The sequence below is a fragment of the Erysipelatoclostridium sp. MSK.23.31 genome, assembly GCF_019125875.1.
Lineage (GTDB): Bacteria > Bacillota_I > Bacilli_A > Erysipelotrichales > Coprobacillaceae > Thomasclavelia > Thomasclavelia ramosa.
Window position 1 is genome coordinate 1 of record NZ_JAHOCB010000051.1, and the last position, 20601, is coordinate 20601.

At 32.3% G+C, this 20601-nt stretch carries 16 protein-coding genes and 1 pseudogene; 16 read left to right on the top strand and 1 reads right to left on the bottom strand.

Annotated features, from left to right (window positions below; all coding sequences use genetic code 11):
* Positions 1-297: 297 nt before the first annotated feature.
* The 13 genes and pseudogenes from KSU54_RS16245 to ascB all read left to right on the top strand — a co-directional run bounded on the left by KSU54_RS16245 (position 298) and on the right by ascB (position 16224).
* A complete protein-coding gene (locus KSU54_RS16245) occupies positions 298-1794 on the top strand; it encodes an LCP family protein (protein WP_008792670.1) in 1497 nt (498 codons plus the stop codon).
* A gap of 87 nt (positions 1795-1881) precedes the next feature.
* On the top strand, positions 1882-3249 hold the full coding sequence (locus KSU54_RS16250; RefSeq protein ID WP_008792671.1) for an O-antigen ligase family protein: 1368 nt from the start codon (positions 1882-1884) through the stop codon (positions 3247-3249).
* 93 nt (positions 3250-3342) lie between these two features.
* Entirely contained in the window at positions 3343-3504 is a 162-nt protein-coding gene (locus tag KSU54_RS16255) for an AraC family transcriptional regulator (protein WP_003539491.1), read from the top strand.
* 12 nt (positions 3505-3516) lie between these two features.
* Positions 3517-3714 (top strand): annotated as a pseudogene (locus tag KSU54_RS16260) (helix-turn-helix domain-containing protein); the annotation flags it as partial.
* A 170-nt stretch (positions 3715-3884) separates the two neighbouring features.
* Complete coding sequence (locus tag KSU54_RS16265) at positions 3885-4316, top strand: MarR family winged helix-turn-helix transcriptional regulator (protein WP_008792673.1); 432 nt, start codon at positions 3885-3887, stop codon at positions 4314-4316.
* Positions 4317-4325: 9 nt separating this feature from the next.
* The gene (locus KSU54_RS16270; RefSeq protein WP_003539496.1) at positions 4326-8561 is read left to right on the top strand and encodes a 2-hydroxyacyl-CoA dehydratase; all 4236 of its coding nucleotides are present in this window, start codon (positions 4326-4328) and stop codon (positions 8559-8561) included.
* A gap of 136 nt (positions 8562-8697) precedes the next feature.
* Positions 8698-10017 (top strand): PTS sugar transporter subunit IIC, encoded by a 1320-nt coding sequence (locus tag KSU54_RS16275; RefSeq protein WP_003539498.1) that lies wholly within the window; start codon positions 8698-8700, stop codon positions 10015-10017.
* Between the two features lie 55 nt (positions 10018-10072).
* Positions 10073-10864: an IclR family transcriptional regulator gene (locus tag KSU54_RS16280; protein WP_003539500.1), complete on the top strand. Its 792-nt coding sequence runs from the start codon at positions 10073-10075 to the stop codon at positions 10862-10864.
* Positions 10854-11150, top strand: a complete 297-nt coding sequence (locus tag KSU54_RS16285; RefSeq protein ID WP_003539502.1) for a hypothetical protein — start codon at positions 10854-10856, stop codon at positions 11148-11150. The genes KSU54_RS16280 and KSU54_RS16285 overlap by 11 nt, the downstream gene beginning before the upstream one ends.
* A gap of 166 nt (positions 11151-11316) precedes the next feature.
* Positions 11317-12078 (top strand): IclR family transcriptional regulator, encoded by a 762-nt coding sequence (locus KSU54_RS16290; protein WP_008792677.1) that lies wholly within the window; start codon positions 11317-11319, stop codon positions 12076-12078.
* Positions 12079-12095: 17 nt separating this feature from the next.
* Positions 12096-13139 carry a mannonate dehydratase gene (gene uxuA, locus KSU54_RS16295; protein ID WP_003539506.1) on the top strand — a complete coding sequence of 348 codons (1044 nt, stop codon included), beginning with the start codon at positions 12096-12098 and terminating at the stop codon, positions 13137-13139.
* Between the two features lie 167 nt (positions 13140-13306).
* On the top strand, positions 13307-14743 hold the full coding sequence (locus KSU54_RS16300) for a glycoside hydrolase family 1 protein (RefSeq protein ID WP_008792678.1): 1437 nt from the start codon (positions 13307-13309) through the stop codon (positions 14741-14743).
* Positions 14744-14802: 59 nt separating this feature from the next.
* On the top strand, positions 14803-16224 hold the full coding sequence (ascB, locus tag KSU54_RS16305; RefSeq protein ID WP_008792679.1) for a 6-phospho-beta-glucosidase: 1422 nt from the start codon (positions 14803-14805) through the stop codon (positions 16222-16224).
* A 582-nt stretch (positions 16225-16806) separates the two neighbouring features.
* On the opposite strand, the gene KSU54_RS16310 is transcribed toward ascB, so the two are convergent.
* Positions 16807-17826 (bottom strand): LacI family DNA-binding transcriptional regulator, encoded by a 1020-nt coding sequence (locus tag KSU54_RS16310; protein ID WP_003539514.1) that lies wholly within the window; start codon positions 17824-17826, stop codon positions 16807-16809.
* A gap of 200 nt (positions 17827-18026) precedes the next feature.
* Between KSU54_RS16310 and rpe the strand changes: the two genes are divergently transcribed.
* From rpe to KSU54_RS16325, 3 genes are read left to right on the top strand one after another with little or no spacing between them, the layout of a single operon-like run.
* Positions 18027-18680: a ribulose-phosphate 3-epimerase gene (rpe, locus tag KSU54_RS16315; RefSeq protein WP_003539516.1), complete on the top strand. Its 654-nt coding sequence runs from the start codon at positions 18027-18029 to the stop codon at positions 18678-18680.
* A 15-nt stretch (positions 18681-18695) separates the two neighbouring features.
* On the top strand, positions 18696-18995 hold the full coding sequence (locus tag KSU54_RS16320; protein ID WP_003539517.1) for a PTS sugar transporter subunit IIB: 300 nt from the start codon (positions 18696-18698) through the stop codon (positions 18993-18995).
* Positions 18996-19031: 36 nt separating this feature from the next.
* Positions 19032-20498 (top strand): glycoside hydrolase family 1 protein, encoded by a 1467-nt coding sequence (locus KSU54_RS16325; RefSeq protein ID WP_003539519.1) that lies wholly within the window; start codon positions 19032-19034, stop codon positions 20496-20498.
* Positions 20499-20601: the final 103 nt, after the last annotated feature.

Genomic DNA, 20601 nt, shown 5'->3' on the forward strand with positions numbered 1-20601 from the left:
AAATATAAGAAAACTGGAGCAGGATATATTTCCCCTCCAGTTTTAGTATAGAGCCGACTTGTGGAAAATCACAAGTCTTTTTATATATAATTTTTGCAATATAAACTTTTATAGTAAATTAGTTATGAATGGCACTTGATAAGAAGTAGATAATTAACATATTTTTCTTTTTTATTACATAGATTTATAGATTATAATATCTATATACGTCCGAATCAAAGAAAAAAAGGGATTAATTTGACGAATAAAGTTATTTTATGTATGATAGGTAAAACTGTTATAGTTGGGAGCAAGAATATGAAAGAAAAAATACTCAAATTTATTACATCGAAGTTTTTTGTCTTAGGAATTCAATTATTAGCTACGATTGCAGTAGTCTACTTTACATTCAAACTGGATTTAGTGCCGACTAAGTATTTAATTGCTGGAATTGTGGTATTAGCGTTGTTATTAGCAGGATTCTTTGGAATTATTTATAGTAGTGAACAAAAAATCAAAAAAGGATTATCGAGTAAACGAGGAATAGTTACTAAAATTATTAGTTTATTGACAAGTATCATTTTGATTGCTGGCTGTACTTATATTTCAAGAGGGAATAATTTTATTGAAAATGTTTCTAATGCCACTGGACAAGAATATGTTGTTTCAGTGATTTCATTAAAGAATGGTAAAATTACTAAATTAAAAGATCTTGATAGTTCCAAAAAAATTGGAGTATCTTATGAAAAGGATACTGTTACGATTGCTGAAGCCTTAAAAGATCTTGATACCGAGATTGGTGATCATGAATATACTAAGTATGATAATTATGCTTCACTTGCAGATGCTCTTTATGAGGGAAAAGTAGATGCAATTGTTGTTGGTGAACAATATCGAACGATGCTGCAGACAAATCATGAAGAATTTAATGATGTTACTAAGGTTTTAAAATCATATGCTTATGATGCGAAAATGGAAGTAACGACTAAACAAACAGATGTTACTGAAAATGCTTTTTCAATTTATGTTACAGGAATTGATGTTTATGGAAGTTTAAAAACAGTATCACGTAGTGATGTAAATTTAATTGTTACGGTAAATCCCAAAACAAAACAAATTTTGATGACAAGTATACCTCGTGATTGTCAAATTAACTTGCATAAAAATGGAAAAATGGATAAATTAACACATACTGGTATATATGGAACAAGTGAAACAATTAATACAATTCAAGATTTATTGGAAATGAAAATTAATTATTTTGCACGTACTAATTTTAGTGGTATGACTAATATTGTTGATGCTTTAGGCGGAATTACAGTTAATTCAAGTGAGGCTTTTGAAACTTTGCATGGTAATTATCAAATCAGTGAAGGTTTGAATGAGATGGATGGTGATAAAGCATTGTGTTTCGTTCGAGAAAGAAAAAGATTAAAACGTGGTGATTTTGCTCGTGGTGAAAATCAGCAAAAGGTTTTAAAGGCAATGCTTGATAAAGCTATGTCACCTAAGATTATTACTAATTTTAATAATATTTTAAGTGCAGTTGAAGGCTGCTTTGAAACAGATATGTCAGATAAAGAGATTAAGTCATTGATAAATATGCAATTAAATGATATGGCGGATTGGAAGATCATCAATGTTCAAATTGAAGGTGAGTATCAATTAATGGATGATACTTTTTCAATGAAAGGGACTAATAGTGATGTTATGATTCCTTTTGAATCACATATTGAAAGAGTACGAGAATTGATCAATAAAGTCGAAGAAGGTAAAGAAATTAAAGATAGTGAATTAAAAGGATTAACTCATTAAATAAGAGGAGCTCTTTCGAGCTCCTTTGTTGTTTTATTTTTTTATAATAATGGTATAATAAGAGTATTAAATTGGAGATAGAAGAAAATGGTTTTTAATCGAAAGTATTATAAATTATGTTTTATTATATATATGTTTATCAATACTTTAGCATTGGGCTATTTAGGTATTGAGACGAACTACCTGTTTGTGCCATTATTGATTTGGGCATTAGTAATAATTGTGCATGATATTTATAAAAAAAAGTTTAAATTAAAAAAGAATTACAGTTTGCTAATGATCGTTCAAGGACTGATTTTATTGCTTGCTACAGCGAGGAATGACTATAGTGATTTAAATTCCTATGTTATTGCAGTAATGCAATTAGTTATTTATTTATTGATTTTTAATAATCCTGTTTCAATGAGCAAAGATGATATTGAAGATGAAGTACGAATGATTATTCCACTAGTAAATGTATTAGTTGGTGGAGCTTCACTTATCTCTATTGGAATGTATTTAGTGCATTTTTCTAGTTTAGCTAACGGCTGGACTTTAGGAATGGTCGGGAATCGTTTGTTTGGAATTTATTTTAATAGTAATCCAGCTGCTTTTTTAGCGTGTATTACGATTGTTTTAGCGTTAGTCGCAGTAAGGCAGAAGTTTAAGGGAAAATACTGGTATCTTGCGAATATTGGGATTCAGCTGGTATATATTCTTTTAACAAGATGTCGTGCGGCATTAATTATTTTAGCAATCATTATCGTCATGGTTGGATATTATTTTTTAATACGTCGTAAGCCGTATAGTAATTTTAAGAGATTAGGGCTGGTAATTAGTCTAATTGTAGTTATTGCTGGTGCAAGTCTAGTAGGTCAGCGGGTAGTTGAGATTGTTCCACAGATGCAGGGAATTGCTTCTAAGGAGACAAGTCGTTTTCAAATGGATAAAGTTGTTAAGGCGGGACATTTATTAATTGCTGGGAATTGGCAAGATTTTAATCAAGGATTGACAATTATCGATGAGGTTTCTAATGGACGGGTATCATTAACTAAAGCTGCTTTAGAAATTTGGCATACGGAACCAGTTATTGGAATTGGAGCAAATAATTTTAAAAAAATAGGCAGTCAGGAAACAGATGCATTGGAGTATTGGGCAGTTCAAGTTGTTCATAGTCATAATGTTTTTTTAGAGGCGTTAGTAACTACTGGGGTAATTGGGTTTATATTATTTGTTGTATTTTTCTTTAAGACACTTTTAATGATTTTTAATGTTTTGAAAAAAAGTCACGGCAAAGAAATATACTTTATTGTTCAAATGTTCGCTATGATCGTTTTAAGTGAATTTATTGGTAGTTTATCTGATTATGGGGTATTCTATATTTATTCTTTATCAGCTACATTAGCATGGTGCTTTTTAGGGTATTTATACACATATCAAAATATTACAGAAATAAGTAATATTGATAAGATTTAAAGGCTATTTTGGTAGCCTTTTTTAATTGCGCAAGAATGGTGCAAGATGAAATTAACTAATGTGCTATGCTTAGAGCAGGGGAAGTAAATAAGAATGAACAATGAAGAGCAAATTAATAAAGTAATAGATTATATTGAAGAACATCTACAGGATGAAAATTTAACACTTACTACGATTGCACAGGAAATTGGCTACTTAAAATATCATTTGTATCGAATGTTTACTATGATTGCAGGAATTACAATTTATCAATAGCTTCAACGACGTCGTTTTAATGAGGCAGCGCGGATGCTTGTTTATGAGGATATTGCATTGATTAGTGGTTATGATACTCAACGTTCATTTTCTAAAAGTTTTAAAGCATTGTTTAAAATGAGTCCTAGCAGTTATCGAAAGCAACAAAAGTTATTGCTGGTGCAACTAAAATTAGAACTTAGGTCAGTTGGGTTCCAATTATTTAACTGATGAACATTGTACTGGCAGGCCGATGTTCTTTTTCTTTTGAATTATTTAATTGATAATATTGTAGATTATAAGGGGTAAAAATAAAAATTGTTTAAAAATAAAAGCATAAACGTTGACATCTTTCGACATTGGTATATAATGTTAGCAACCTAACAATAGGAGGGGAAATAGTGAAAGAAAAGCGGATCGGAATAGAAATTAGGATTCTTGCGAACTTGATTTGCCGGTGTTTAAATGAATTGGGTTTTAATGAAGAGCACAATGGTTTAACTGGACCTCAAGGGTTAGTTTTAGGGTATTTGTATGATCATCAAGATAAAGATATTTTTCAAAAAGATATCGAAGCAACTTTCAATATTCGCCGTTCAACAGCAACGGGTTTATTACAATGCTTAGAAGGTAATGGTTTTGTAAAACGGGTAAGTGTTGATTATGACGCACGATTAAAAAAGATCGTTCTCACGACCAAAGCACATGAGTTCAAAGAGTTATTAGAATCACATATTCAAAAAATGGAAGAAATTTTGGTTAAAGATTTAGAACCGCAAGAGGTCGATGACTTAATCAGAATAATTGGTAAGATTAAGAAAAATTTAGAGTAGGAGAACAAAATGGAAAAGAAGTATTACATGGGAATTGACGTTGGGTCAACTACGATAAAAATTTATATTACGGATCAGGATGATAATTGTATCTATTCAAAATATGAGCGACATTATTCTGATATCCAAGCAACAATTAAAACATTAATCAATGATGTTAAAGAACAATTTGGTAATTTAGAAGTAACGGCTGTGATGACAGGTTCAGGGGGGTTATCACTTTCTTCATGTCTAGATGTTAAATTTGTTCAAGAAGTAATTGCCTGCACAAAAACAATTGAAACTTATATTCCTGAATGTGATGTTGCAATTGAACTTGGTGGAGAGGATGCTAAAATAACTTATTTTCAAGGTTCACTGGAACAAAGAATGAATGGAACTTGTGCAGGGGGAACTGGAGCTTTTATTGACCAGATGGCATCATTACTTCAAACTGATGCTGGAGGATTGAATGAATTAGCGAAAAATTATCAAATGATTTATCCAATTGCTTCACGTTGTGGAGTATTTGCGAAAACTGATGTACAGCCTCTAATTAACGAAGGGGCAAACAAAGAGGATATTGCGATTTCAATTTTTCAAGCAGTAGTCAATCAGACGATCAGTGGTCTTGCCTGTGGTAAACCAATCCGTGGTAAAGTAGCTTTTTTAGGGGGGCCGTTATATTTTTTAGATCAATTAAGACAACGTTTTATTGAAACCTTAAATTTACAAGATGACGAAATTATTTTTCCTGATAATTCTCAACTGTTTGTTGCCATGGGAGCTACTCTATTAGCGAAAGAAGAAGAAAAGCCAACAACGATTGAAGCGTTGATTGAGAAATTAGATAATATTGATGAAACAATGCTTGCTAGCGAAGATACACTAGACCCACTATTTGCTGATGAAAATGATCGAAATGGGTTTAGACATCGTCATTATATTAATAAAGTTCGAAAAAATGATATTAAGGGGTATGTCGGGAATGTGTATTTAGGTTTAGATGTTGGTTCTACAACAACTAAAGCGGTATTGATCGATGATAATGATTCTTTATTATACTCTTTCTATGATTCAAATGAAGGTAATCCGCTAGATGTGGTAGTAAAAATAGTCAAAGATATTTATGATTTTATTCCTCCTAATGTTAAATTAGTTCGTAGTGGAGTCACTGGTTATGGTGAAGCATTAATCAAGGCGGCTCTTAAAGTTGATATGAGTGAAGTGGAAACGATGGCTCATTATAAGGCTGCTACTTATTTTAAAGAAGATGTAAGTTTCATTTTAGATATTGGTGGTCAAGATATGAAAGCAATCAAGATCAAGGATGGAATTATTCAAGATATTTTATTAAATGAGGCTTGTTCAAGTGGATGTGGTTCATTTATTGAGACTTTTGCTAAATCCTTAGGATACGAGGTGAGTGATTTTGCAAAGCTGGCATTAGAGTCAAAAGCGCCAATCGACTTAGGAAGTCGTTGTACTGTATTTATGAACTCAAAAGTAAAACAAGCCCAAAAAGAAGGGGCAAAAGTTGAAGATATTAGTGCTGGTTTATCATATTCAGTAATCAAAAATGCTCTATATAAAGTAATTAAATTAAGAAGTAAAGAAGAACTAGGGGACAGTATTTTAGTCCAGGGGGGAACTTTTTATAATGAGGCAGTATTAAGAGCGTTCGAAAAAGAAGCTGGTGTTAATGCCATTCGTCCAGATATTGCAGGATTGATGGGAGCTTTTGGGATTGCCCGTTTAGCCCGAGAAAGTTACCAAGGAGAACCGACAACCTTATTAACTAAGGATGAATTAGAAAATTTCACTTGTCAAAGTGAAATTAGATATTGTGAAAAATGTACTAACCACTGTATGTTGACCGTATCTACATTTAATGATAATAGTGAGTATATTAGTGGTAACCGTTGTGAACGTGGAGCCAATATACCAGTTTCATCAAAGAAATTACCAAATTTATTTGATTACAAATATCGTCGTGTCTTTAACTATCGTTCACTAACTGAAGATCAGGCTGTGCGTGGGACTGTGGGAATTCCTCGAGTATTGAATATGTATGAAAATTATCCGTTTTGGCATACTTTCTTTACTAAATTAGGATTTAGAGTAATTCTTTCTCCTCGCTCATCTAAAGCAATTTATGAAAAGGGCATTGAATCAATTCCATCAGAAAGTGTTTGTTACCCAGCTAAATTAGCACATGGGCATATTGAAGCTTTGATTGAGAAAGGTATAAAATATATTTTCTATCCAAGTCTAGCTTATGAACGTAAAGAATTTGATAATGCTAATAATCATTATAATTGTCCGGTCGTTACTTCATATCCAGAAGTAATTCGTAATAATGTTGATAATCTGGAGAATCGCAGTATTATCTATCGAAATCCATTTATGGACCTAAGCAATCGAAAAACTTTATTCAATAACTTAAAGGATGAATTGCGGGCATTTAATGTTAACGACAAAGAATTATTGAGTGCAATTAATGATGCTTATGATGAATTAGCTAAATGTCGGCAAGATATTCAAGATCAAGGAGAAATGGTTTTACAATATCTTAAAGATAATAAGATGACAGGAATTGTTTTATCTGGACGTCCATATCATGTTGATCCGGAAATCAACCATGGATTAGCTGATTTGATTACAGCTGAGGGCATGGCAGTTCTTAGTGAAGATAGTGTTTGCCACTTAGATAAGGATTTAGATCAATTGCGAGTAGTCGATCAATGGACATATCACTCAAGATTGTATCGGGCTGCTTCATTTGTAGCAACTCAGCCTAATTTAGAGTTGATTCAATTGACTTCATTTGGTTGTGGGCTAGATGCTGTGACTAGTGATCAAGTTGCTGATATTTTAAAAGCTCGTCATAAAATCTATACTTTGATTAAAATTGATGAGGGGAGCAATCTTGGGGCAATTAGAATCCGAATTCGTTCATTAAAAGCAACGATTGAAAAACAAGCTAAAAACAAAAAACAGCTCTATCCAAAATATCAGCCCTTAAAAGTACCTTTTACTAAAGAGATGCGTGATCAAGGTTATACTATTTTATGCCCGCAGATGTCACCTTTACATTTCCAATTTGTAGAGACAGCAATGCAGGAGTCTGGTTATAATTTAGTGGTTTTACCATCAGTTGATAAAGGGGCAGTTGATGCTGGTTTAAAATATGTTAATAATGATGCTTGTTATCCAAGTATTTTAGTTACGGGTCAAATTATGGAAGCTTTATTGAGTGGTAAGTATGATTTAGAAAAGACTGCTGTAATTATATCGCAAACTGGCGGAGGATGCCGTGCTACTAATTATATCGCCTTTATCCGTAAAGCATTGCAAGATGCAGGAATGCCTCAAGTACCTGTTATTTCTGCCAATCTTCAAGGTTTGGAAAATAATCCTGGATTTAAATTAACTTTGCCACTAATTAAAAAGGTAGTAATTGGGGCAATGTACGGTGATATTTTCATGCGAGTATTATATCGAGTTCGACCTTATGAAGTAATTCCAGGAAGTGCAAATGATTTATATCAATCATGGGTTGAACGATGTCAAGAAAATGTAAAAAATGGAAGTATTAAACAATTTAGAAAAAATGTTTATCAAATTGTTAAAGAATTTGATGAATTACCACTATTAGATATAAAAAAACCACGGGTTGGTTTAGTTGGTGAAATCTTAGTAAAATTTCATCCAACTGCAAATAATGAAATTGTAGAAATAATTGAACGTGAAGGTGGCGAAGCAGTAATGCCTGATTTAATAGATTTCTTCCAATATTGTTTCTATAATACTGATTTTGAAAATGAACATTTTCATGCTTCTAAAAATTCTGCACGAATTTGTAATTTAGCAATTAAGTTTGTTGATTTACTTCGTCATGATATGATCAAAGCTTTAAAGAAATCTAATCGTTTTGATCCTCCTGCATCAATCCAACATTTAGCTAAAAAAGCTAGTTCGATTGTTTCGATTGGAAATCAGACGGGAGAAGGATGGTTCTTAACGGGTGAGATGATTGAACTAATTGAATCAGGAGCTCCTAATATTGTTTGTATGCAGCCATTCGGATGTTTGCCAAACCATGTTACGGGTAAAGGGGCAATTAAAGCTTTACGCAAAGCTTATCCTGAAAGTAATATCGTGGCAATAGACTATGATCCTGGTGCAAGTGAGGTTAATCAATTAAATCGTATTAAATTAATGCTTTCAACTGCATTTAAGAACATGAATAAAAAACCAGAGTAATCTGGTTTTTTTTTGTACTATTTTACGTATATACGGATATTGTACACAAATACACTTGATTCGTTGACATTGATAACTTTATTTTCTAAAATACATATATAAGAACTAAGTTCGTATATATGAAAGGAGAAGGAAAATGAAAATTTCAGATTCGTTAACTGAAAAATTATTAGTTGTAGCAAGCAAGATTAGTAATCAAAAACATATGTATGCAATTAAAACAGCTTTTACAACACTGATGCCGGTAATTATTACTGGAGCTTTTTGTACGTTGATTGTTAATGTAGTTTGTTCGACGGAAACAACAGGGATTAGTTTAGCAAAGGTGCAAGGGTTTTCTTGGTTGGAAATGTTCACTGATCTATTTAATGCAGCAAATTATGCTACTTTAAATTTCTTTACAATTGCAGCTGTCGTTTTAATTGGATTAGAGCTGGGAGTTAAAAATGGAATAAAAGGGTTTATGACGGGAATAGTAGCGGTTTGTAGTTTTGTTGCATGCTTAAGTACAAATATTGTAGCTACAGTAGGAGAAGAGTCAATTACGGTTGCTGGAATTGCCAAAGATTATACGGCTTCTAAAGGATTGTTTTTGGGAATGATTATTGCACTGCTTTCGGTAGAACTATTTACAAAATTATGTAAAAGTAAATATTTGAAGATTAATATGCCAGATTCAGTACCTTCAAATGTAACAAGCAGTTTTAATAACTTATTTCCATTTGCATTGACAATTATTATTTTTGCAGCGATTAACTATACAGTGGTTCAATTAGCGGGACTAAGTTTATATGATATCATCTATACTTTTATTCAAAAACCATTGCAGGCAGTAGTACAAGGGTTACCAGGAGTCTTATTGTTAATGTTAGTAGCACAAATTTTCTGGTGTGTAGGTATTCATGGTAATCAAATTATTAAACCAGTAAGGGACCCGTTATTGAATGCAGCAATTTTAGCTAATACGGATATTGTTGCAAATCCGAACTATAATCCGGCTGATCTTAATATTATTTCTATGTCGTTTTGGGATACTTATGGTAATATTGGTGGTTCAGGTTGTGTTGTTGGTTTGTTGATTGCATGTTTAGTCTTCTCAAAACGTGAAGATTATAAACAAGTAGCTAAGTTGTCTATTGCTCCAAATATTTTCAATATTTCTGAAACTTTGCATTTTGGTTTACCAATTATGCTTAATCCATTATTGATGATTCCTTTTATTATTACCCCATTAGCAACAATGGCATTTGGATATTTCATGACGATTATTGGATTCTCAGATATATTAGTATATGCTTTCCCTTGGACAACCCCGCCATTTATTAATGCCTGGATAGCTTCAGGTGGCAGTATTGGAACAGTAATTACCCAAGCACTATGTATTGTTATTTCCATTGCTATTTATACTCCATTTGTTATTATCGCTAATAAACAAAAGGATATTGTTTCACAATAGAAGGCTGAAGCCGCATTAGCGGCTTTTCGTACATACATTAGAGAAGGAAAATTAAATGAAACTTAATCGTACAGCCTTAAGAACAATTAAAATTCTTGAATATATAGCTAATCAAAAAGATGGATGTACTTTGTTAGAAATAACAGAAGCTTTAGATATACCTAAATCAAGTGCTTTTGATATTGTTAAGACATTACTGTATAAAAAAATGATTGTCGAGGATCAAAATCATGGGAAATTAAAATATAAAATGGGAATAAATGCTTTTATTATTGGAAGCGGGAATATTGAGCGCTTAGATCTTGTAGAAGCAGCCAAAAATCAATTGATAGAAACTGCTAATCATTTTAATGCAACGGCATTTCTTGCTATCTTAGATAACAAAATGGTTACATATTTATATAAGTATGAAGCGCCACATCGTATAGTCACTAATGCTAATATTGGTACGAGAAAACCAATCTATAGTACGGCACTAGGAAAATGTTTGTTAGCTTTTCAAAGAAAACCAGAAGTTATTAAAGATATTTTAAAAGAAATTGATTTTAAACCGTTAACAGAATATACGATTACTAGCCCTCAAAAGTATCTTAAAGAATTAAAAAGGGTTAAAAATATAGGATATGCGGTTGATTTTCAGGAAGATTCTATTTATCAAATTTGTATAGCAGCACCTATTTTTAATCACAATAAAAATGTCGTTGCTGCAATAAGCTGCACTTTTTTATATGATACTAATTTAAGAATTAAAGAGATTGGTGAAGAAATGAAAAGGATAGCACTGACTATTTCTAAAAAGTTAGGTTATATAGATGATACAGGCAGGAGGAATATTCATGGCAAGTAAAGTAAAAAAGAAACAAAATTTGCAAGGTTTAACAGAACAACAAAAACATATTATAAAATTGCGGAATGAATTAAACAAACCTGATCCCCATCAAGTTAAGGCTTTTACACTATATAAAATTATAACTTATGTTTTTAATGTTTTATTTCCGCCATATGCATTATATAGAATCTGGTGTAAGAAATCGGAATTCACAAAAATAGAACGCTATGCCCAATCAGTTGTTGCAGTGACAATTTTATGTATGTTTGTTTTATTGCAGTTAGAAAGATATAAAATTATTTAATGGGAAATCGTTATCAATTTATAAAATCAAGTAAAGAATGTTGACCTCCACTACAAAAGAAATTATAGTATAAATAGACGATATTACGAATCAAATTCGTAATTATAAATTTGCTAAAAATTAATTGGTATATACTAAATTGATGGCAATGGAGATGGAGGAAAAAATGAAGCTAAATCGTACATTATTAAGAGCAATAGAAATATTAGAATTACTTTCAAGAAGTAAAGAAGGGTATACTTTAACGGAGCTATCATTAATATTTGATTATCCAAAGTCAAGTGTTTTTGATATCATCAAAACATTAGTATATAAAAATATGGTTGTTGAAGATAATCAAACCGGTATTACAAAATATAAGATTGGGTTAGCATCGTTTCTTATTGGAAGTAGTTATTTAAATAATATAGATATTGTAAATATAGCTAAAAGTAATTTAATTGATTTCGCAAACAAGATGAATGCAACAACTTTTATGGCTGTTTTAGATGAGAATATGGTGACTTATATTTATAAATATGAGTCAGAAAACAGTATTATTACAACAGCTAATGTTGGTACAAGAAAATCACTTCATTGTGCAGCATTAGGAAAAGCTATGTTAGCTTATAAAAGCGAAGAGGAAATTAATAAAATCATTGATAAGATTGATTTTATTTCATATACGTATTTTACAATCAAAACTAAAGAGAAACTTATTGAAGAATTAGCAGAGGTAAGGCAACGGGGCTATGCAAAAGATGATCGAGAAAACACTCTGCAACAAATAGCTGTGGCTGCACCACTTTTTGATCATGAAGGACATGTTGTTGCTGCCATCAGTTGTGTTGGTTTTTATGAAAGTAGTATCGATTTAGATGATTTAGGATTACTTATTAAAGATGTGGGTAAACAGATTTCCTATAAATTAGGCTATAATCCTCAGTAAGGAAGGAGTTGGTAATTATGAAAATGACATTTCGCTGGTATGGAACGGATGATCCTGTAAGTTTAGAATATATTAAACAAATTCCTAATATCACAGGAATTGTGAGTGCAGTATATGATATACCGGTCGGAGAAGTATGGCCGATTGAAAAGATTGAAAAGCTAAAAGCCGAAGTAAATTTAGTTGGCTTAGAGCTGGAAGTTATTGAAAGTGTTCCGGTGCATGAGGATATTAAATTAAAGAGAAATGATTATCAAAGGTATATAGATAATTATAAACAAACAATTAGAAATCTTGCTAAATGCGGAATTAAATGCATTTGTTATAATTTTATGCCTGTTTTTGATTGGACTAGATCTTCTGTTGATCATCAATTAAATGATGGTTCGAAAGCATTAGTCTATTACAAAAATGAAGTTGCTCAATTAGACCCAACGAAACTATCTTTACCGGGTTGGGATACTTCTTATTCAGTAATGGAAGTGAGTGAATTAATTACAGCATACAAAGAGTTGGGTGAGGAAGGATTATGGGAAAATCTTAAATATTTTATAAAAGAGATCTTACCAGTTGCTGTTGAGTGTGATGTTAACATGGCCATTCATCCCGATGATCCGCCTTGGTCTATTTTTGAGATTCCACGTATTATTACAAATGAAAAAAATTTAGATAGATTTTTATCGTTATATGATGATAGCCATCATGGCTTAACGTTGTGCAGTGGATCATTAGGGTGTGCTTCTTTTAATGATATTCCGTTGTTAATTAGAAAATATGGAAAAATGAGAAGAATTCATTTTGCACATATTAGAAATGTAAAAATATTAGATGATGGTTCTTTTGAAGAAAGTGCCCACTATTCAAGATGTGGGTCTTTAGATATGGTGGAAATTATGCGTGCATATATTGAAGTAGGTTTTGAAGGATATATAAGACCGGATCATGGTCGAATGATATGGGGAGAAACTGGTAAACCGGGATATGGTTTATACGATAGAGGTTTGGGGGCTATGTATCTTGGGGGGATTATTGATGCTTTGAAAGATGACGGCGACTTATAATTACACAGGATATTCTAACGAGTAGAGTTACCTGCTCTCCTTATCGTGCTCTGTAGTATACCACCTCTCTTTCATTATAGCAGGGGGATAGGAAGAGTAGAAAGAACTAGAATGTTTTCAAGAAATATTTGTGTCCATGCGCGTAGCGTGGGGAAATGGAGAAAAATATGAAAAAAACAGTAAAATTACCAGAGAATTTTTTCTTAGGTGCAGCTGCAAGTGCTTGGCAGACAGAAGGCTGGAGTGAGAAAAAGGAGTCTCAGGATTCTTATATAGATTTATGGTATAAGGAAAATAAAAATGTTTGGCATAATGGTTATGGTCCTGCGGTAGCGACTGACTATTATCATCGCTATAAGGAAGATATTGCTTATATGAAAGAGATTGGCATGAATTGTTATAGGACATCGTTAAACTGGTCACGATTTTTAACGGATTATGAAAATATTGTAGTTGACGAAGAATATGCGAATTACTATGATAAAATGCTGGATGAATTGATTGCTCAAGGAATTGAACCGATGGTATGTTTGGAACATTATGAAATACCTGCTGAATTATTTAAAAAATATGATGGATTTGCAAGTAAACGTGTGGTGGAATTATTTGTGAAATATGCTCAAGAAGCATTTAAGCGCTATAGTCATAAAGTAAAATATTGGTTTGCTTTTAATGAACCGGTCGTAGTTCAAACTAGAATCCATCTTGATGCACTAAGATATCCTTTTTATCAAGATAGTAAAGCTTGGATGCAATGGAATTATAATAAAGCTTTAGCGACAAATATGATTATGAAAGTTTATAAAGAGGGTGGATATCGGATTGCCGGTGGGAAGTTTGGTACTATTATTAATGTGGAGACAGCTTATCCAAGAGGGAATTCTCCTCGCGATTTAGAGGCGGCTGATAAATATGACTTATTTTATAATCGTATTTTTTTAGATCCAGCAATCTTAGGTCACTATGAAGAGGGTTTCTTTGATTTATTGAAGAAGCATGATATTTTAATGGAATATACCCAAGAAGAACTTGAGATTATTCAAAATAATACTTTGGATTGGGTGGGAATTAATTTATATCATCCAAATCGAGTAAAAGGAAGAACAACGATAGTTCATCCAGAAGCACCATTTCATCCAGATTTTTATTATGAAGAATTTAATATGCCAGGAAAGAAAATGAATCCTCATCGAGGCTGGGAAATCTATCCACAAATCATGTATGATATGGCCATGAGAATGAAGAATGATTATCATAATTTCGAATGGTTTGTTGCCGAAAGTGGTATGGGGGTAGAGAATGAAAAGCAATACAAAAATGAATCTGGTATGATTCAAGATGATTATCGTATTGAATTTATCTCTATGCATTTGGATTGGCTGCTTAGAGGAGTTACAGAAGGCTCTAACTGTAAAGGATATATGCTATGGGCATTTACTGATAATGTTTCGCCAATGAATGCTTTTAAAAATAGATATGGCTTAGTTGAAATTGATTTAGAAGACAACCGAAATAGGCGTTTAAAGAAATCAGCTTATTTCTATAAAGAAATTATAGAAAAACGTAGTTTTGAAATAGAAACAGATGAAGAGGTTTATAAATAGTTCTGATTTTTTCTAAGTTATCAGAATTGAAAATACTTGAAGTGATAAAGGAGAAGGTTATGGGATTTCCAAAGGGTTTTTTATGGGGTGGAGCAATCGCTGCTAACCAGGCTGAAGGAGCTTATCTTGAGGATGGCAAAGGGTTAACGACCGTTGATATGATTCCGCATGGTGAAAAGCGAATGTATGTAAAATTAGGTGACATGTATCCTGTTAAGTTAATAGATGGTGAGAATTATCCTAGCCATGAGGCAATTGATTTTTATCATCGTTATCAAGAAGATATTAAACTATTTGCGGAAATGGGCTTTAAAACTTTTCGTACAAGTATTGCATGGGCTAGAATTTTTCCTCATGGCGATGATGAACAGCCTAATGAAGCTGGAATTTCATTCTATCTTGATTTATTTAAGGAATGTCAAAAATACGGGATTGAACCATTAGTTACTTTGTGCCATTTTGATGTACCGATGGGGCTAGTTGAAAAATACGGGTCATGGAGAAGTAGAGAAATGATTGAGTGCTTTATAAGGTATGCAAGAGTATGTTTTGAAAGATTTGATGGTTTAGTTAAATACTGGTTAACATTTAATGAAATCAATATTTTATTACATTCACCATTTTCTGGAGCTGGAATAGCATTTAAACCAGATGAAAATCATGAACAAGTAAAATATCAAGCAGCTCATCATGAACTAGTTGCTTCGGCACTGGCAACAAAAATAGCTCATGAAATAAACCCTTTAAATAGAGTAGGCTGCATGTTAGCAGGAGGACAATTTTATCCATATAGTTGTGATCCTAAAGATGTTTGGCTAGCAATGAATAAAGATCGCGAAAATTTAATGTTTATCGATGTTCAAGCCAGAGGATATTATCCAAGTTATGCTAAAAAGGTGTTTAAAGAAAAAGATATTAACATAGAAATCCAAACTGATGACTTGGAAATATTGAAAAAATATCCTGTGGATTTTATTTCATTTAGTTATTATCAGTCACGCTGCGCTAGTGCTGATCCTAGTCGTGGTATGACGGATGGTAATGTAGTAAAGTCTGTTAAAAATCCATATTTAGAAACTTCTGATTGGGGCTGGCAAATTGATCCTTTGGGCTTGAGAATTACTTTGAATTATTTGTATGATCGTTATCAAAAGCCGTTATTTATTGTAGAAAATGGATTAGGTGCCAAAGATACTATTGAAGAAGATGGTTCTATTCTGGATGACTATCGAATTGATTATTTGAGAAAACATATTAAGGCAATGAAAGATGCGATTGATGACGGTGTTGATTTAATTGGTTATACGACTTGGGGCTGTATAGATTTAGTTGCTGCTTCAACGGGAGAAATGAGTAAACGATACGGTTTTATTTATGTTGATAAAGATGATCAAGGTAATGGAACGCTAGAAAGAAGAAAGAAAAAATCTTTTAATTGGTATAAGCAGGTAATTGCTAGTAATGGTGAAAGATTAGATTAAATATATTTAAAAGGGTCTGTGAAGGGCTCTTTTTAATTACTTGATTTAAAAGTATTGGCATAATATGAGACATAATTTTAATTCGCAGATAATGTATAGTAGTGAGATAATCTTAAAGAGAAGAATTTAATTAGTTTAATATACTAAAATAGAATGTTATTTGAGACCAAAGGGGAATGGATTATGAATAGTGCAGATTTTTTCAGTTAGCGAAAAGAAATATTTTTCATTCATTTATGCGATGTAATGAGCAAAGTGATTTTAAGTATATCTCTAACTATGCACCGTCTGTTATTGCGGAATTTAATGATAATCATTTAATAATCAAAGACTTTAATACTAGAAAAGATTTCTATGAGTTTTGTCAGTGTAAAATAGATTTATGGAAAGAAAATTATAATATTTTAGATCCTAAGGTTGGTGATTTAATTGAAAATTCGTTTGTGTGATTTAAATAAACCATTAAAAATTAGAGAAATATCTCTAGCTTTTTAATTAAATAAAATGCTCTCTTCTAAACAACAAGATTATTTGTTCTTTAAAAGGGAGCATATCACGTATAAGTTTAAAAGAGTATTATAATCAACTAGTTGAATCTCGTCGAATAACTTCGACTGGCAAAATAAATTGCTTTTTTTCATCATTGATAGCAATATCATTCATTAAATCTAAAAGTAAACTACAAGCTGTTTTAGTTAAAGCAGGAATGTTCTGCTTGATTGTTGAAAGTGATGGGTGGCTGGATGCAGAAATGAAAATATCATCAAAACCAATGATCTTAACTTCATCAGGGACTTTAACATTGTTTTCTAAAAGTCCTACAAGTACCCCATAAGCACGCCAATCATTAGTTGCAAAGACACCATCAAAAGGAATATTGTTTTTAATTAATTGATTAATTGCTTCTTTAGCCCCTTCGTAATTAGCTTGTTCAATATCCAATAATAATTCTAGCTGTTTGTTTTCTTGTAATTGATAATCTTTTAAAGCTTGACGATAGCCCATTAAACGCTGCTTGTTGACGGATAATGACTTATTTCGTGATACGATTGCAATATTTTTACACCCTTGTTGAATTAGTTCTTCAGTTGCTAAATATCCCCCTAAATAGTGATTAGATTCAACATAGTAGGCATTACTATGATCTTTGGGTTTTCGATCAATACAAACAATTGGGATGTCACGAGTTAATGAATCTGATGGGATTGTTTCAATTCCTGAAATGCAGATGATTCCGTCCACTAATTTAGAATCTAGTGATTTGAAATAAGCAACTTCTTTTTCTTCATTTTGTGAGGTATTACAAATAAATACTGAATAATTGTGTTTAAAAAAATAGTTTTCGATATCTAATGCTAACTGTGAAAACCATTCATTATCGATGTTTGGAACAATTAATCCGATTGTTTTTGATTTTGATGTCCGTAAGCTTTTGGCGGCAATATTAGCAGTATAACCATATTCTTTAATAATTGTTTCGACCTTCTCTTTAGTTTTATCAGAAAAGCGGCCATTATTGTTGATAACTCTAGAAACAGTGGCGACAGAGACATCAGCTAACTTAGCTATTTCCTTAATTGAAATATTTTTTTTCTTTACCATTTTTGTTCCCCTCCATTTTCATTATAGATTAAAAAATAGATATTTTCAATAAAATGTAATCGCTTACTCACAAAGAAAAAGGTGAATAAATACAACGGCACATATTGTGCCATGGATATATGTGGAAACGTTTACTCAAGATATATATAATAGGAGTATGAACGAAAGGTAAACGTTTACTCAAAATATAGGAGGATTGTATGGAGAAACTATTATGTCCATCAATGATGTGTGCTAATTTTGGCAATCTTGAAAAGGAAATAAAAGAGTTAGAAGAAGGTGGGATTGATTTTTTTCATCTAGATGTTATGGATGGTAGCTATGTTCCAAATTTTGGGATGGGTCTGCAAGATATTGAGTATATATGTAAACAAGCAACGAAACCATGTGATGTGCATCTAATGGTCGTCAACCCAAGTGATTATATTGAGAAATTCGCAGCTTTAGGCGTAAAGATTATTTATATTCATCCAGAGACTGATAAGCATGCTTGCCGAACATTACAAAAGATTAAAGATGCTGGAGCAAAAGCAGGAATTGCTTTGAATCCGGGAACATCTTTTGAAACAGTTAAAGAACTTTTGTATTTATGTGATTATGTCATGCTAATGAGTGTTAACCCAGGTTTTGCAGGACAAAAATATTTAGATTTTGTCACTCCAAAATTCCGGCAGTTTGTTGATGCTGCCTCTAACTATGGCGGCTATCAGGTAATGATCGATGGTGCTTGTTCACCAGAAAAAATCGCGATGTTATCAAAGGTAGGCGTTAAAGGATTTATTTTAGGAACTAGTGCGTTGTTTGGCAAAGAAAAAAGTTATAAAGAGATTATTACAGAATTAAGAAAGTTATAAAGGAGGAAGGATAAAATGAATATTTTGTTAGTATGTGCAGCTGGAATGTCAACAAGTCTACTTGTAAATCGAATGAACGAAGCGGCTGCAGCAAAAGGAATCGGGATTAATATTGAAGCACATCCAGTTGGGAGTATCGATCAATTTGGAGATGCTGCAGATGTGATTTTATTAGGCCCACAGGTGCGTTATGAATTAAAGAATGTTAAGGCTAAATATCCAAATAAGCCGGTTGAAGTTATTAATATGCAAGATTATGGAATGATGAATGGTAATAAGGTTTTGGATACTGCTTTAAAATTGATTGAAGGGTAATAAGATTAAATTAAAATAAATTTTAGGAGGTTTATTATGAGTTTTCCAAAAGGTTTTTTATGGGGTGGTTCAATTAGTGCTGCTCAAATTGAAGGTGGTTGGAATGAAGGTGGAAAATCACCAGTATTAGTAGATTATTGCACAGCTGGTTCAGCTAAAGAACGTCGTCAAATTTGGTATTTAGACCAAGAGGGTAAAAAAGTGCATAAAGACTGGGAAGCAGTTGATGAATTACCAGAAGGGTGTAAGTTTCAGTTATTTGATGATTTACATTATACTAACCATGTGGCTAGTGATTTTTATCATCGTTATAAAGAAGATATTGCCTTGTTAGCAGAAATGGGATATACAACATTTAATACATCTATATCATGGGCTCGTATTTATCCTCATGGTATTAAGGGGGGTGTTAATCAAGAAGGCGTTGAATTCTATCGTAGTGTTTTTGAAGAATGTAGAAAGTATGGTATGGATCCAGTTATTACACTGTATAAATATGATGAACCGGTTTCTCTTCTTGAACAACACGGTGGTTGGCGCAATCGGGCAATGATTGACGAATTTGTTGAATTTGCACGAGTTTGTTTTACTGAATATAAAGATTTGGTAAATAAATGGATGACATTTAATGAAATTAATATCATTATGCCATTAAATGATACTCCTAAAGATAAAGCTAAAAGAGATCTAGCTTATTTGCACAATCAATTGGTTGCGGCTGCTAGGGCAACTATTGTTGCTCATGAAATTGATAAAGATCTTAAAGTTGGTGCAATGATTTGTGGAAATATGAATTATCCACTTACTCCTGATCCAAAAGATGCATTTGCACAATATAAACGTTTCCAAGATTTCTTTGGATATAGTGCAGATACTCAAATAAGGGGAGAATATCCACCTTATGCTAAAAGAATTTGGGAAGAGTGGAATTTTACTCCAGAAATTACAGAACAAGATAAAAAGGATTTAAAAGAAGGAAAAGCAGACTTTTTAGGATTTTCTTATTATGCTTCGGGGGTAATTACTACTCATAATGAAGAACAATTGGATATTACTGGAGGAAACATTTTAGGAAGTGTTAAAAATCCGTATCTTGAAGCAAATGCTTGGGGTTGGCAAATTGATCCGTTAGGATTTAAACATTTCTTGCACATTTTAAATGATCGTTATCAAGTACCGTTATTTGATGTTGAAAATGGTATTGGACTGATTGAAACTGAGGGTGAAGATGGTATTTGTCATGATTCGGCAAGAATTGATTATCATCGTCGACATATTCAATGCATGAAAGAAGCAGTCGAAGAAGGTGTAAACCTATTTGGTTATACAACTTGGGGATGTATCGACTTAGTAAGTGCGGGTACCGGGCAAATGGATAAAAAATATGGATTTATCTATGTTGATATGGATGATCAAGGAAATGGTGATCTACATCGCTCAAGAAAAGATTCATTCTATTGGTATAAGAAGGTAATTGCCAGCAATGGTGAAGATCTAGATTAGAGTCAGGAGAAAGTTATGAAAATTGGAATTGGAAATGATCATGTTGCGGTTGAATATAAAAATGTGATCAGAGAGTATATTGAAGCAAAATATGGCTATGAAG

Excerpts from the sequence above, each read along its gene's own strand:
- KSU54_RS16245 (WP_008792670.1), top strand. The coding sequence starts at position 298 with ATGAAAGAAAAAATACTCAAATTTATTACATCGAAGTTTTTTGTCTTA.
- KSU54_RS16250 (WP_008792671.1), top strand. The coding sequence starts at position 1,882 with ATGGTTTTTAATCGAAAGTATTATAAATTATGTTTTATTATATATATG.
- KSU54_RS16255 (WP_003539491.1), top strand. The coding sequence starts at position 3,343 with ATGAACAATGAAGAGCAAATTAATAAAGTAATAGATTATATTGAAGAA.
- KSU54_RS16270 (WP_003539496.1), top strand. The coding sequence starts at position 4,326 with ATGGAAAAGAAGTATTACATGGGAATTGACGTTGGGTCAACTACGATA.
- KSU54_RS16275 (WP_003539498.1), top strand. The coding sequence starts at position 8,698 with ATGAAAATTTCAGATTCGTTAACTGAAAAATTATTAGTTGTAGCAAGC.
- KSU54_RS16280 (WP_003539500.1), top strand. The coding sequence starts at position 10,073 with ATGAAACTTAATCGTACAGCCTTAAGAACAATTAAAATTCTTGAATAT.
- KSU54_RS16285 (WP_003539502.1), top strand. The coding sequence starts at position 10,854 with ATGGCAAGTAAAGTAAAAAAGAAACAAAATTTGCAAGGTTTAACAGAA.
- KSU54_RS16290 (WP_008792677.1), top strand. The coding sequence starts at position 11,317 with ATGAAGCTAAATCGTACATTATTAAGAGCAATAGAAATATTAGAATTA.
- uxuA (WP_003539506.1), top strand. The coding sequence starts at position 12,096 with ATGAAAATGACATTTCGCTGGTATGGAACGGATGATCCTGTAAGTTTA.
- KSU54_RS16300 (WP_008792678.1), top strand. The coding sequence starts at position 13,307 with ATGAAAAAAACAGTAAAATTACCAGAGAATTTTTTCTTAGGTGCAGCT.
- ascB (WP_008792679.1), top strand. The coding sequence starts at position 14,803 with ATGGGATTTCCAAAGGGTTTTTTATGGGGTGGAGCAATCGCTGCTAAC.
- KSU54_RS16310 (WP_003539514.1), bottom strand. The coding sequence starts at position 17,826 with ATGGTAAAGAAAAAAAATATTTCAATTAAGGAAATAGCTAAGTTAGCT.
- rpe (WP_003539516.1), top strand. The coding sequence starts at position 18,027 with ATGGAGAAACTATTATGTCCATCAATGATGTGTGCTAATTTTGGCAAT.
- KSU54_RS16320 (WP_003539517.1), top strand. The coding sequence starts at position 18,696 with ATGAATATTTTGTTAGTATGTGCAGCTGGAATGTCAACAAGTCTACTT.
- KSU54_RS16325 (WP_003539519.1), top strand. The coding sequence starts at position 19,032 with ATGAGTTTTCCAAAAGGTTTTTTATGGGGTGGTTCAATTAGTGCTGCT.